This is a genomic window from Caballeronia sp. KNU42 (genome assembly GCF_053760385.1).
Genome location: NZ_CM132388.1, coordinates 3,858,364 through 3,872,260, shown reverse-complemented (window position 1 = coordinate 3,872,260; position 13,897 = coordinate 3,858,364). Strand labels below are relative to the sequence as shown.

At 62.0% G+C, this 13,897-nt stretch carries 9 protein-coding genes; 5 read left to right on the top strand and 4 right to left on the bottom strand.

Annotated elements, in window-relative coordinates; genetic code table 11:
* Positions 1-4: 4 nt before the first annotated feature.
* Entirely contained in the window at positions 5-478 is a 474-nt protein-coding gene (locus ACSOSP_RS17325; protein ID WP_455311018.1) for a superoxide dismutase family protein, read from the bottom strand.
* Positions 479-712: 234 nt separating this feature from the next.
* The gene (gene apbC / locus ACSOSP_RS17320) at positions 713-1,801 is read right to left on the bottom strand and encodes an iron-sulfur cluster carrier protein ApbC (RefSeq protein WP_455308545.1); all 1,089 of its coding nucleotides are present in this window, start codon (positions 1,799-1,801) and stop codon (positions 713-715) included.
* A gap of 260 nt (positions 1,802-2,061) precedes the next feature.
* Between apbC and ACSOSP_RS17315 the strand changes: the two genes are divergently transcribed.
* Both ACSOSP_RS17315 and metG read left to right on the top strand, forming a co-directional pair.
* On the top strand, positions 2,062-2,718 hold the full coding sequence (locus ACSOSP_RS17315; protein WP_455308544.1) for an OmpA family protein: 657 nt from the start codon (positions 2,062-2,064) through the stop codon (positions 2,716-2,718).
* Between the two features lie 387 nt (positions 2,719-3,105).
* Entirely contained in the window at positions 3,106-5,253 is a 2,148-nt protein-coding gene (metG, locus tag ACSOSP_RS17310; protein ID WP_455308543.1) for a methionine--tRNA ligase, read from the top strand.
* A 92-nt stretch (positions 5,254-5,345) separates the two neighbouring features.
* Here the strand turns inward: metG and ACSOSP_RS17305 are convergent, their stop codons facing one another.
* Complete coding sequence (locus ACSOSP_RS17305; protein WP_455308542.1) at positions 5,346-9,407, bottom strand: translocation/assembly module TamB domain-containing protein; 4,062 nt, start codon at positions 9,405-9,407, stop codon at positions 5,346-5,348.
* Between the two features lie 40 nt (positions 9,408-9,447).
* Positions 9,448-11,181, bottom strand: a complete 1,734-nt coding sequence (locus tag ACSOSP_RS17300) for an autotransporter assembly complex protein TamA (RefSeq protein WP_455311016.1) — start codon at positions 11,179-11,181, stop codon at positions 9,448-9,450.
* 656 nt (positions 11,182-11,837) lie between these two features.
* On the opposite strand from ACSOSP_RS17300, the gene ACSOSP_RS17295 reads away from it, so the two are divergent.
* The 3 genes from ACSOSP_RS17295 to panC all read left to right on the top strand — a co-directional run bounded on the left by ACSOSP_RS17295 (position 11,838) and on the right by panC (position 13,881).
* On the top strand, positions 11,838-12,026 hold the full coding sequence (locus ACSOSP_RS17295; protein ID WP_455311014.1) for a DUF3460 family protein: 189 nt from the start codon (positions 11,838-11,840) through the stop codon (positions 12,024-12,026).
* Positions 12,027-12,157: 131 nt separating this feature from the next.
* Positions 12,158-12,943, top strand: coding sequence for a segregation and condensation protein A (locus ACSOSP_RS17290; protein WP_455311012.1), 786 nt, complete (start codon positions 12,158-12,160; stop codon positions 12,941-12,943).
* 104 nt (positions 12,944-13,047) lie between these two features.
* A complete protein-coding gene (gene panC, locus ACSOSP_RS17285) occupies positions 13,048-13,881 on the top strand; it encodes a pantoate--beta-alanine ligase (RefSeq protein ID WP_455308541.1) in 834 nt (277 codons plus the stop codon).
* Positions 13,882-13,897 lie beyond the last annotated feature (16 nt).

Below are 13,897 nucleotides of genomic sequence, written 5' to 3'. Positions count from 1 at the left end.
AAGATCACTGCCGGATCACGCCGCACGCGAGGGCGGGACCGGCGCCGTGCGGAACCATGGCGTAGCCGTCCGCGGTGTCGCGATGTAGCACGATGGCCCGCGACAACACGGAGCGCACGCCGTCGAGCGACACGTCCGGCGCGACGATGAAACCGGTCGCCGCGCCATTCGCGTCGGCACGAATGGTGGCCAGGTCGCCTTCCACCTTGGAGCCGGAGTCGCTGCGTTCGGACGCGGGCGCGAATACGGGGCCACCGTCAGACGAGGCCGGGATGATGCAGTCGCCGCGTTCATGGATCTGCAGCGCGTGCTCGCTGTTGGGCGGCATGCCCGACAGGTTGTAAGACACCTGGACACCGTCTGCGCGTTCGATGAACGTGACCGTGCCGGTCGCCCCATTGCCGCCGGTCGGCTGCAACGTGGCGTCGGCACGTTTTTCGTGGTTCTGGAACAGGAGGCCGCAGCCGCCGAGCAGCATGACGCTGACTAACGCGCTTACAGCTGTGCTTGCAGCCGCGCTCAAACTCAGTATCAGGCTCGGGACCGGGTGTCTCGCGGCAGGCGCGCTGCGCGATTCAGGCCCGTCGAATCTTTGTTTCATGCGATCCTCATGGCGACCCGCGACCACCCCGTGTGTTCACCTGGCCGCGCCAATCAAGGCGACATGATACCGCGACACGCGCCGCGAAAATCGCCCGCGTCCTCGTGCCGCCTAAGTGTTTTGCACTACGATGCTGGGGAACATCGACGTCATGTCGCGCTGGCGTTCGGCAATCGAAATGGCGATCTTGCGCGCGATCGATCTGTACGCCTCGGCAATCTTGCCGTCCGGCTCCGAGATCACCGTCGGCTGGCCCGCATCGGTTTTCTCGCGGATCGCGATATCGAGCGGCAAGTGGCCAAGCACCGGCACGCCATATTCCTTCGACATCCGCTCGCCCCCGCCCGCGCCGAAGATATGTTCTTCGTGGCCGCAATTCGAGCAGATATGCGTGCTCATGTTCTCCACGATGCCGAGGATCGGGATGCCCACTTTCTCGAACATCTTCAAGCCCTTCTTGGCGTCGAGCAGCGCGATGTCCTGCGGCGTGGTGACGATCACCGCGCCCGTCACAGGCACCTTTTGCGAGAGCGTGAGCTGGATGTCGCCGGTGCCGGGCGGCATGTCGACGACCAGGTAATCGAGGTCTTTCCAGTTGGTCTGGCGCAGCAATTGTTCGAGCGCGGACGTGACCATCGGGCCGCGCCATACCATCGGGTTGTCCTGTTCGATCAGGAAACCGATCGAGTTGGCCTGGATGCCGTGGCCGATCATGGGGTTCATCGACGTGTTGTCGGGCGATTCCGGACGGCCGCTGATGCCGAGCATCATGGGCAGCGACGGGCCGTAGATATCCGCGTCCAGCATGCCGACCGACGCGCCTTCCGCCGCCAGCGCGAGCGCCAGGTTCACGGCGGTCGTGCTCTTGCCGACCCCGCCCTTGCCCGACGCCACCGCAATGATGTTCTTCACGTTCGGCAGCAACTTCACGCCGCGCTGGACCGCGTGCGCGACCACTTGCGACGCCACCGTGACCTGCACATCGGCCACGCCCGGCACGGCGGCGACAGCGTTCGCCACAAGTGTGCGGATGGTGTCGAACTGGCTTTTCGCCGGATAACCCAGCACGATGCTCACCGACACGTTTGCCCCGTCCACAGCCACGTTGCGGATGCTTTTCGTGTCCGCGAAAGTGCGGCTGGTGTTGGGATCGATCAAACCGCTGAGCGCGGTATCGATCTGGGCGCGATCAAGACTCATCGAAACTCCAGGGGAACGCTTTATGCTTAGGCGGATCGAATGTTCCGCACGCAAATATGAAATTGAAAGGAATTGTTGCACCACGTTGCGCTGCAGCACTGGGCGATGCACTATCCGACGCTGCGATGATTCGGGGATGCATCGTTATAATCGCTTGAATCCTTGGCCGTATTGTAGTGGCAGCCGTTACGACGCGCCGGAAGACCCTTCGGGCTGTCGGCACCGGCTTTGTCTGAATTGGTATCCTGGAGAATGAACAAATGAACTCGAAAATGATGACCCGCTGGACTGTAATCGCTGTCGCGGGCGCGCTTGTCGCCGGCTGCGCAACCGAGCAAGGCAACAACGCCGCCGTTGGCACGGGCATTGGCGCAGCATCTGGCGCGGCGCTTGGCGCAATCTTCGGCGGCGGCAAGGGTGCTGCCATCGGCGCGGGCGTAGGCGCGGCGGCGGGCGGCATCACCGGCTACAACTGGCAGGCCATCAAGGGCAAGCTGACCGGCGCAACGAAGGGCACGGGCACGCAAGTGACGGAACAGCCGGACGGTTCGCTGAAGGTCAACATCCCGAACTCGATTTCCTTCGATACCAACAGCTACGCCATCAAGCCCGGTTTCGCACCGGTGCTCGATCAAGTTACGCAAACGCTCACGCAACATCCTGAGCTGATCGCGCAAGTGGTTGGACATACGGACAGCACGGGTCAGCCGGCATACAACCAGACGCTGTCGCAGAATCGCGCACAAAGCGTGGCTTCGTATCTGGCTAGTCATGGCGTGGCAGGTCAGCGTCTGTCGGCGCAGGGCATGGGCCAGACGCAGCCTATTGCTGACAACAGCACCGAAGCTGGCCGTGCGCAGAATCGTCGGGTGGAAATCTATCTGCGCGCCACCGCGCAGCCGGGTCAAGTTCAGTAAGACGCTTGATTTACAAGGGAGATTGACGCTGTAGTCAGGCTCAGAGATTCAATTCGTTTCGCCGCGGAACACCACCTCGTCGCGAACATGAAAAATATTTGAAACTTTGCTCCTGCAGTCCGTGTCTGTATTAACGGTAGGTGGCTGGCTTTGCCGCCACGTGCCATTCTCCTCTTGTCGTTGTTGCTCCGGGGCCGTTAATCCGTTAATCGCCCCGGTTTTTTTTCGCCTGGATTTTGGAGGAAGTCTCCGGCCAAGCCCGGCCGCCCTTCCCAGCGCTCCTTCCCCGCTCCCGCCCCAGTGCGAACGAAAGACCCCAGGCTGATAGAATCGTGATTCGCTTTTTCACGCAATCACTGAATTCTTCAACCGCAGGGCCAGCGCCTCATGTCAGCACCTACCTCGTCACCCTCCGTTTCCGCAGCGGCGTCAGCCACCCCTGGCCATCGCCGGATTCTCGTCACGTCCGCGCTCCCGTACGCGAACGGCCAGATTCATATCGGCCATATGGTCGAATACATCCAGACCGATATCTGGGTGCGCTCGCTGCGAATGCACGGTCACGAGGTCTACTACGTCGGCGCTGACGATACCCACGGCACCCCCATCATGCTGCGCGCCGAGCTGGAAGGCATCACGCCGAAGCAGTTGATCGAGCGCGTAGGGAAAGAGCACAAGCGCGATTTCGACAGCTTCGGCATCTCGTTCGACAACTATTACTCCACCGACGCCGAAGAAAACCGCGTGCTGTGCGAATCCATCTACGAGTCGCTGAAGGCGGCCGGGCTGATCGAGGCGCGTGATATTGAGCAAGCCTACGATCCGGTGAAGGAAATGTTCCTGCCCGACCGCTTCATCAAGGGCGAATGCCCGAAATGCGGCGCGAAGGATCAATACGGCGATAACTGCGAAGTCTGCGGGTCGACTTACCAGCCGCTCGACCTGATCAACCCGTATTCGGTGGTGTCGGGCGCGACGCCGGTGCGCAAAACCTCGACGCATTATTTCTTCCGCCTCTCCGATCCGCGTTGCGAAGATTTCCTGCGCGGCTGGGTCAGCGGACTCGCGCAGCCCGAAGCTACGAACAAGATGCGCGAATGGCTCGGCGACAAAGGCGACGCGAAACTCGCCGACTGGGATATTTCGCGCGACTCGCCGTATTTCGGCTTCGAAATCCCGGGGGCGCCAGGCAAGTATTTCTACGTGTGGGTGGACGCGCCCGTGGGTTATTACGCCAGCTTCAAGAATCTGGCCGATGCGCGCGGCCTCGATTTCGAGGAATGGATCCGGCCGGGATCGAAGACGGAGCAGTATCACTTCATCGGCAAGGACATCCTGTATTTCCACACACTGTTCTGGCCCGCGATGCTGGAGTTTTCCGGCCATCGCACGCCGACGAACGTGTTCGCCCACGGTTTTCTCACCGTCGACGGCACCAAGATGTCCAAGTCGCGCGGCACATTCATCACGGCGAAAAGCGTGATCGATACGGGGATCAACCCCGAATGGCTGCGCTATTACTTCGCCGCGAAGCTGAACCACACGATGGAAGACATCGACCTGAATCTGGCCGATTTCCAGGCGCGCGTGAACAGCGATCTGGTCGGCAAGTACGTAAATATCGCGAGCCGTGCCGCAGGGTTCCTGATCAAGCGCTTCGATGGCCGCGTGCTGGACAGCGCGATGAATCATCCGCTGTTGCTGCAGTTGCGCGCCGCCGTACCGGAGATCGCCGCGCTCTACGAGGCGCGTGAGTACGGGCGCGCGTTGCGCACGACCATGGATCTCGCCGATGCCGTCAACGCGTTCGTTGATACCGCGAAGCCCTGGGATCAAGCCAAGGACGAAACCAATCCGGCTGCGCTGCATGAAACCTGCAGCGTGAGCCTGGAAGCGTTCCGCTTGCTGTCGCTGGCGTTGAAGCCGGTGCTGCCGGTGCTGGCGGAATCGGTGGAAGGGTTCCTTGGCGTCGCGCCGCTGGTCTGGGCCGATGTTTCGGCGCCGCTCAGTTCTTCACAGCCGATCAACGCGTACAAGCACCTGATGACGCGCGTCGATCCGAAGCAGATTGATGCGTTGATCGAGGCCAACCGGGAATCGGTTGCGCCTGGGCAAGCTGCTGCTGCCGAGCCTGCGGCTGCTTCCACGTCATCGTCGAAGAAGGCGGCAAAGGTGAAAGAGCCGGAAGCCGAAGGCGTGATTTCCATCGATGACTTCGCCAAGGTCGATCTGCGAATCGCCAAGATCGTGAATTGCACGGCGGTAGAAGGGTCGGACAAGCTGCTGCAACTGACGCTGGATATTGGCGAGGAAAAGACCCGCAACGTGTTCTCCGGGATCAAGTCGGCGTATCAGCCGCAGGACCTGATCGGGAAGTTCACGGTGATGGTCGCCAACCTGGCGCCGCGCAAGATGAAGTTCGGGCTGTCGGAAGGCATGGTCCTGGCCGCTTCCGCCGAGGACGAGAAAGCCGAACCGGGCTTGTATATTCTCGAGCCGCATGGCGGCGCGAAGCCGGGCATGCGCGTGAAGTAAAAGTACGGGTTTCACCGCTCGAAAAGCAAGACCAAAAGGCCGTATTCAACTCACGTTGAATACGGCCTTTTAACGTTTATGCGGTCCGCAATCTACTTCCCTTCTGTCGGCCCGTTCCTTTTCGACCACGAATCGAATCGCCGGGTGTAGAGCAAATCCATGCCCTGGAATGTGCCGCCGTACGCCGAGATCGACCAGAACCGCGACAGGCTCAGCGTCGCCTTGATCGCGTTGCTTGCCGACTGCAGACCCTGCTCATAGCCGAGCACAAGCCGTTCATTGATCGCCTTCGACAACATCACGACTTGCGGATCGGTCAGCCCAACCTCACTCGTTCCGATAGAAAACTCATCCAGCCCGAACGTCTGCGCAATCCGCTTGCCCTGAGTGCTCCCCAGCAATGCAAGCGCATTGGTCATCGCGCTTTGCTGGCCAATGTTGTTGCCCTGATCCGTGCCATGCCCGAACAGCAGCCACGATAATTTCTCGTTATCCGGCACGTTCGGTTCTGAAATCAGCTTGGCAACCGGCGACTGCACCGTGCCCGTCACCTGCACGCCGGCCTCGATTTCCTGATTGCGCCGCATCGCCAGAATATTGATGCCGGGGTTCGCGACCGGTCCGTTGAAGGTGAAAAAGCCGTTCTCGATTCCCAGCTTCCGCCCAAACGCCGTGTACGTGGAACCCGGCGTCACGCGCACATTGCCCACCGCCCGCAGCGGCATGTTCGGCGCGCTCATGGCGGTGATGGTGCCAGCGAGGCCAAGGTCAGCGCCCGCGCCACGGAAGCGGAATTTCTGGCCGAGATTGATATCAATATTCGCGCGCGGCGCGAACGCGCCCACGGGCTTCTCGCCGGTTGCGACAACGTGCTGATCCTCGCCCTTCACCGTACCGTCGGGACGCACGATCACGACGTCGTCGCCAAGCGATGGCGCCGATTTCTCGGGCAAATCGAAGAGCGCCTGATCGATGGTGAACTTGCCGTCGATCGCCATGCCGCCCTGCAAGCCCGCGTTCGCCACAGACGCGCTGCCCGACAACTGCAACTGCCGGTCAGGCGATGCAAACAGCTCGAGCTTGTCCGCAATGATGCTGGCCGTCAGGTCCGGCTGCTGCTGATCCAGCCGCACCTTGCCGGTCGCGCGCAACGTCCCGCTCGCACCGTGAAACTCGACCTGCTGGAAATCGACCAGATTCTCGGACAGCGCTATCCGGATCACGCCGTCCTTTAACTGCACGCCTTGATCGATGACAGTTACCGACAGTTTGTCGCCGGTGAGCATGCCGGAGACCGTCGGTTTCGCGACGATCCCCGCGATGGTCAGCTTCAACCCGAGTTGGCCATCGAGCAGATAGGTGGGGCCGAGCAGCCCGCCGGTCGTGCGCAGCGTGGGGACGTTCGCGTCGATCGCGCCGCTGATCGGCGCTTCATCGGCGACCGTAAGCACGCCGTCGCGCGCGACGAGGTTGGTGTGGACGTTCGCATCGATCGCGCCGATTCGCGTTGCCTGCGCATGCACCGTCGCGTTGAGCCGGTTGCCGCCGGTAAAGTCGGCGCGCGCGGTGATGTCCGTGATGCCGAGCGCGGCGACGCCGCGGGCGGCGTCGATGGAGACATCGCCTGAACGGCGCTTCAGTTGCACGTAACCCGTTGCGGTGGAGCCGAGCGCGAAATTCCAGTCGCCATCGAAGACCAGGTCGGTCTTGACGGGCGGCGGTCCGCCTTCCAGTTCCTGGCGAATTTCAAGCAGCCGCGCGACCGAGAGGTTCGTCAACTGGCCCGCCGAACTGATACGGCCGCCATCGAGTGCGAACGATTTCAAGTCGAGCACGGCGCCTTCCGCCGATAAGCGTGTCGCGCCCAGCACCACGTGGTTCGGCGCGTAGCTGACGGTGAGCGGCGCCTCGAGATTCACGCTCGGCGTGCCCTTGTTCGACAGGCGCGTCACGGTGCCGTCCCAATGCGCGCCGTCGCGGGCATCGGTCAGGCGGCCGTTGGCGGCCAGCGTCAGGTTGACGGCGTTGCCGTGCACCTTGCCGAGCGCGGTCGCATTGAGCGTGTGGTTCGCGCGCGTGCCGTTCAGGTTCGCGTCGAGACTCGCGAGATCGACGCCGTCCGTGCTGACATCGCGGGCCTGAAGGGTGAACACCAGCGCACCGTTCGCGCCGTCGCGGGCTTCCGCCCGGCCTTCTGCATGGCCCACGCGGTTCGCGCCGAACACGACGCTGTCGGCCTGATAGTTCGCCGCCAGATTCGGATGCGCGAATGAGCCGGTGACATCGCCATCGGCTTTGATCAGGCCTGCCAGGCCGAAACCCAGGCGCTCGAGTTGCGGCGCATCGACACGAAAACGCAAGCGATCGCCCGGGCCGCCGAAACTGCCGTTGAGATCGATGTCGTTGCCGGCAATTGAGAGCGTCGCCTTGCTCGGCAGGATGCGCGTTCCCACGACCTGGATCGTGCCCGCGCCGGTGAGCGGGAGGTTGTCGTAGACGCTGTCGCCGAGCTTGAACTGGGCCTTGGTGGTGAGCGTTGGCGCGAGTACACCCGTGGCCGACAGCGTGCCGTTCACGCGCGCTTCGATGGGCTTGGATTTAGTAACCACCGGCTTCGCCTTCGAACCCTTTGGCGGCGGCTTCGCGACCAGTTGGTCGGTCAGCAGCAGCGGATTGAAATCGATGAGTTTGGCCTTCAGGTCGTAGCTCGAATGGATGTCTTTCTGAAGCGCCCCGCTCAACTCGATACGGCCTTTCCCTACGCTCAGTTTCACGGCATCGAACGCGGTTTGTTTGGCGTCGAGCGTGACCTTGCCCTGCGCGTGCAGCGCCGCTTTCGGATCGTTGAGATCGAGTGTGATGGTCTGCGTATCGCCGGCAAGATGGATGCCGATCGGGCCGGCAAACTGCGTCGGCCGGATGGTCGATTCGATCGCGTTCAGGTCGAGTTTCGCGACCTTCAGGTCGAACTGTCCCGTCGCGCCCTTGAGCGTTCCGCCGCCGCTGACGGTTGCATCCTTCACCAGCCGCACGTTCAGGTCCGAAATGATTTGCTCCGATGCATCAAGCTTCACGTTCGCGTGGGCATCGATCAAGGGGATCAGTTTGTTATCGACGGAGCCGGGCTTCGCGTTCACGATCGATATGGGCCCGGTCACCACCAGCGCATTCGGCGTAGCCGGATCGGGCTTCAGCTCGGCGCGCAATGCGAGATCCGCAAACGGCGCGCTCGGGCTGAACGCCTGCGGATTGACGTGATCGATGGTCACCAGCGCGCGCTTGAGCGGGACATCGCCGAAGGGCGCAGCTTCGACGTGCGCCTGGCCCTTGAGCTTCAACCCGCTTGCGTTGATATCGGCGGCCAGGTTTTCCAGCGAGCCCGTCAGATGCGCGGCGACCTGCACGGCCTCGCCGCTGACCTCGCCCGAATAACCGGCATCGCCGGTCAACGGGAACGGGCGCGCGCCGCCATCGAGTTTCAAGGCCGCCGTGACCGCGCCGAACGGCGTATCGAGACGCTGGACGCGCGCCTCGTGATGACGGCCATCGCTATGTCCGTCGAGGGCGAGCCGCGAGAATTCGGTGGTCGTCGCGCCTTCATGGAGACGCAGCTTGTCGAGCGTCACATCTCTGATGGCGAGCTGGATTGGCAAGCGCAAATCCGTCGGCAGCTCGGTTTTGCTGGTGTCTTTCGGTGAGGGCGCAATGCGCGCATCGACCGTACCGACACGCAAATAATCGATGGTGAACCGCAACGGCTCACGTGTCAGTTCCCATCGGCCGGAGGCGCTGTCGACGGTGATATCCGTTCCCTTGCCGTCCAGACTCTTCCAGTGCACGTTGCGCAAGCGCAGGCCCGTGGCAATGGCCCCGCCATCGAGCGTGCCGCTCAGCCGGCCGCCGAGCAGCGATGTCGCCGCCTGCCACACATAGCGCGTCCCGCGCTCGCTGTTCAGTCCGTAAAGGATCATCGCGACGCCGAGCGCCAGGCACAACACAAGCACCAGCACGATACCGCCGAGCCATTTGACCAGGCGCCGCCAGCCGCCGCGCCGTGGCTTCGGATCACGCGCTCCGCTTTCAGACGCGCCGTTCCCCCGGTCCTCGGAAGGGTCCGGTTGGTCTGCGGGAGATTGGCCGTTCTGGTCGCTCATTCGTGCAGGGTCAAGTGAGAAAAAAATCCAGGCAAATTCATCAAAAGGCGATCCCGAGCGTCAGGTATGGGCGGATATCGCGGTTCTTGAAGCCATACGCAATATCCACGTTGACCGGCCCGACCGGACTGCGCCAGCGCACGCCCACACCCGTGCCCGGCTCGAATACGCGCTCTTTCCAGGTGTCGGTGGCCGTGCCTATGTCGAAGAACACCGCGCCGCCCCAATCGTGTGAAAACCAGTGCTGGTACTCCGAGCTGCCGGTCATCAGGTACTTGGTCGGCAAGACGGAGCCATCGACGTCATTACCAATGCTCTGATAACCGTAACCGCGCACCGAGTTCGCCCCGCCCGCCCGGAACAGCAGCGACGCGGGAATACCGTTCGAGCTGCCCGCCGTGAACACCCCGCCGAATTCCGCACGGAACACGAACAGGTCGCTCTTGCCCACCGGCAGGTATTGCAGCAGGTTCGTATAAACGCGGCCAAAGGTTTGATCGGTGAGAATGCCCTTCACCGCGACATCCGCTTCCGCCCGAATCAGGTTGCCCGAGCGCGGGAACAGCGGATCGTCCACATTACGGCGCACCCATTGCCACGACGGCACCAGCGCGCGGCTGCTGGTCGGTGGACCGAGATTTTGCGTCAGCCGGTCCGCATACAACAGCAGCGAAAACGTGGTGTCGATGTTCTGCAGCGAGCGCGTGCGCTGCACGCCGACGCGCGCGCTGTAGATGCGCGTATCGGATACGTTCGTGTTCGTGTACGAAGCCAGCACGCTGTTCACCCAGGTGCGGCCGTCCGGCGGCATCGCGAGTTGCACCTGGCCATATTGCTGCGTCTGGTCCAGACGGCCGGAGATGGTGAACGGATAAGCCTTGCCGAAGGTATCGAGGTAACTGTAGGCGCCCTGGATGTGCGGCCCGGTATCGGTCGCGTAACCCACGCCGTAACGCACGCTGTTGTACGGATACTCGCTGACCTTCAGGTGCAACGGCGTTTCATTCGGCTTGTTGACGTCGTTATCCGCATCGATAGCCACCGACGCGTAATACGGCGTGTTCTGCAATTGACGCTGCAACTCGTTCACGCGCGCGACGTCGTAAGTGTCGCCGGGATTGATCCGGTTCACGTTGTGAATGATCTTTTCCGGGTAACGCCGTACGCCGCTGATGTCGAGCTGGCCGAAGGTGAAGGTCGGACCGCTATCGAATGTCACCGACAAATCCGCTATATGCGTGCGCGGATTCACGCGCGCCTTGGATTGCGAGATTTTCGCGCCAAGATAGCGGCGAGCCTGTAGCGCCTTGAGTGCGGCATTCTTCGCGTCATCCCACGCGTCTTGCGAGAACGGATCGCCTTCCTTGACTGAAAACGCGAGACGCGCGGCGTTTTCCTGCGCAGGATCTTCGGTCGTGATGGCGCCCTTGAACGTCAGCGAGACGGAGGCGACCTTGGTCTGCGGACCGGGATCAACGCTGATGGTGACCGATTTTTTATCGCCGTCATGCTTTACATCGGTTCGCACAATCGGCGTGAAATAGCCGTCGGTTGCAACGAGATCGCGGACTTCCTGCGGCGTGGCAGTGACCAGGAAGTCGAATTGTTCGTCGCTGATGTCGTCACGCTTCTTGAAACGCGACAGATCCAGATGATCTTTCAACAGCGCCCGGACGCTGCGCGGCGCGTCGATGTCCACGTCGTATTTCGCATGCGCCGGTTGGGCCACGGCAAACAGCGCCAGCGCGTGGAGCGACCAGAGGACACGGCGCACGGATGACCACCACCACGCACGGGAAGGCGCCTTCGACGACGCGATGACCGGCGGCTTCAGCCGCCGGTCATCGGCTTGCCCGCGCTTGATGCGCAGCGGATCAAACAGGCGCCCCGCCAAACGTGACCTCCGGGGTTGGGTTAATCGGATTGCGTTGGTGACACGGGACGGCCGGCGCTCGGTGCCGGCTTGATGTCGGCTGCGCATTTGCCTGCAAGCGCCGAGCGTCGGTACGGCAGGCGCTATTTCACCACACTGGCGCGGCCGGCTGTCCCAAAAACCGCCGGGTTAGCCGATCGGACAACACTCAACCCAATCGTCGCCCCGCTTCGCCTCACCCGCTCACCCGCATCCGCTCCTAAAAATACCGGAGGTGCGCCTTGGACGGCTCTCTATCGCGCTTGTTCCTTGCGTGTTTCAATAATTGACAAGGTTTTACCGATGCTTGTCATGGCTTATGGTTGCATCTGGGGCCGTTCCGATAGACCGGATGGCCGATGTCTGCGCTTATCCGCGAGCTTCAGCCGGGTTAACCGCTCCGCTGCCCGATGCTTGCGGTAAAATTGCGATGAATCACGGTGGCGACTCACGGCGGCTATTCGCCTGGAAGCTCCGCCGCGCCCGTTTTCGAATCGCTCTGAGCCAACGGAAGTCGAATCATGTACCTGTCGGACATCACCCAGTTCATCAATCAGATGAAAGAGCAGAAACCGTCGCTCGAAGCAGAGCAGCGCCAAGGCCGTGCGCTGCTGTGGGACAAACAGCCTATCGACCTGGACGAGCGCTCGGAAAACAAGACTTCGCGGGTCGAACAAACGCCCTACGTCTATTACCAGAATTTCTGAACGTGAGTGCCGCCCGCGAGGCGCAGCCAGCTTCGGAGCGTCCGGGACATTCTGGTCATCCAGGACACTCGGGTAAGGATGATCGCGCTGCGGCCCTAGCCGCGCCCGCGAACGACTCCACGCCGAACACCATTGACGGCGTGGCGTTCGCGCATCTCTACGGCGAGCCGCTCTGGAAGCTGCCGACCGACCTGTATATCCCGCCGGACGCCCTCGAGATCTTCCTCGAAGCGTTCGAAGGTCCGCTCGACTTGCTGCTGTACCTGATCCGCAAGCAGAATTTCAACGTCCTCGACATCCCGATGGCCGACGTGACGCGTCAGTACCTGGGCTACGTCGACCAGATTCGCGAATCCAACCTGGAACTCGCGGCGGAATATCTGTTGATGGCGGCCATGCTGATCGAGATCAAGTCGCGCATGCTGCTGCCGGTGAAAAAAGCGGATACCGGCGAGGACGCGGAAGATCCGCGCGCCGAACTCGTGCGGCGCTTGCTGGAATACGAGCAGATGAAGCTCGCGGCGCAGCGCCTGGATCACCTGCCGCAACTGGGCCGCGACTTCCTGCGGGCGGAGGTGTTCGTCGAGCAGAGTTCGGCGCAGCGCTTCCCCGACGTCGATGCAAACGACCTGCGCGCCGCCTGGGCCGACGTCATCAAGCGCGCCCGGCTAGTCGAGCATCACAAGATCTCGCGTGAGGAATTGTCGGTGCGCGAGCATATGAGCACCATCCTGCGACGCCTGCAGAACGCCCGCTTCATGGAATTCGGCGATCTTTTCGACGCATCGCGCGGCGTGCCCGTCGTGGTCGTGAATTTCATCGCGATGCTTGAGCTGTCGCGTGAAGCGCTGATTGAAATCACCCAGGCCGAGCCGTATGCGCCCATCTACGTGAGACTCGCGTATTCGCCGGCTTAAGCCTTCCGTGGCGCAAAAGTAGCGCAAACGTAACGTAGCCCCTTCCCCTTTCTTTCCCCTTGGAGCAGTGTTTTCAAGGCTGCCCGTCAGGAGACACCTGCTAGATGAAAGTCATCAGCTCGATCCATGAACTGCGCGACCAGTTGCGCGGCCAGAACCGAACCGCCTTCGTCCCGACCATGGGTAACCTGCACGAAGGCCACCTGTCGCTCATGCGGCTGGCGCGCCAGCATGGCGATCCGGTGGTTGCCAGTATCTTCGTGAACCGGCTGCAGTTCGGACCAAACGAAGACTTCGATAAATACCCGCGCACGCTGCAGGACGACATCGAAAAGCTGCAGTCCGAGAACGTTTACGTGCTGTTCGCACCGACCGAAGCCGATCTTTATCCGGAACCGCAGCAATACCGGGTTCATCCCCCAACTAATCTGGGAGACATCCTGGAAGGTGAGTTCCGGCCGGGTTTCTTCCAGGGTGTGTGTACGGTCGTGATGAAGCTGATGTCGTGCGTGCAGCCGCGCGTGGCCGTCTTCGGCAAGAAGGATTATCAACAGCTGATGATCGTGCGGCAGATGTGTCACCAGTTTGCGCTGCCCACCGAGATCATCGCGGCTGAAACCGTGCGCGACGCCGACGGCCTGGCGCTCAGCTCGCGCAATCGCTTCCTGCAAGCGGCCGAGCGCGCCGAGGCGCCGATCCTGGCAAAAACGCTGAATCGCGTACGCGATGCAGTGCTGGCGGGAAATCGCGACTTTGCATCGATCGAAAAGGAAGCCGTGGAATCGCTTGCGCAGCGGGGCTGGGAGCCCGATTACATCGCGGTGAGAAGACGCGTGGACCTGTTGCCACCCGGCCCGGCCGATACCGCAACCCCGCTCGTCGTGCTGGCCGCCGCCAAGCTGGGCACGACGCGCTTGATTGATAACCTGGAAGTCTGAGCGAAAATTGGGTGAG

Coding starts and splice junctions, on each gene's coding strand:
- ACSOSP_RS17325 (WP_455311018.1), bottom strand. CDS start 478: ATGCTGCTCGGCGGCTGCGGCCTCCTGTTCCAGAACCACGAAAAACGT.
- apbC (WP_455308545.1), bottom strand. CDS start 1,801: ATGAGTCTTGATCGCGCCCAGATCGATACCGCGCTCAGCGGTTTGATC.
- ACSOSP_RS17315 (WP_455308544.1), top strand. CDS start 2,062: ATGAACTCGAAAATGATGACCCGCTGGACTGTAATCGCTGTCGCGGGC.
- metG (WP_455308543.1), top strand. CDS start 3,106: ATGTCAGCACCTACCTCGTCACCCTCCGTTTCCGCAGCGGCGTCAGCC.
- ACSOSP_RS17305 (WP_455308542.1), bottom strand. CDS start 9,407: ATGAGCGACCAGAACGGCCAATCTCCCGCAGACCAACCGGACCCTTCC.
- panC (WP_455308541.1), top strand. CDS start 13,048: ATGAAAGTCATCAGCTCGATCCATGAACTGCGCGACCAGTTGCGCGGC.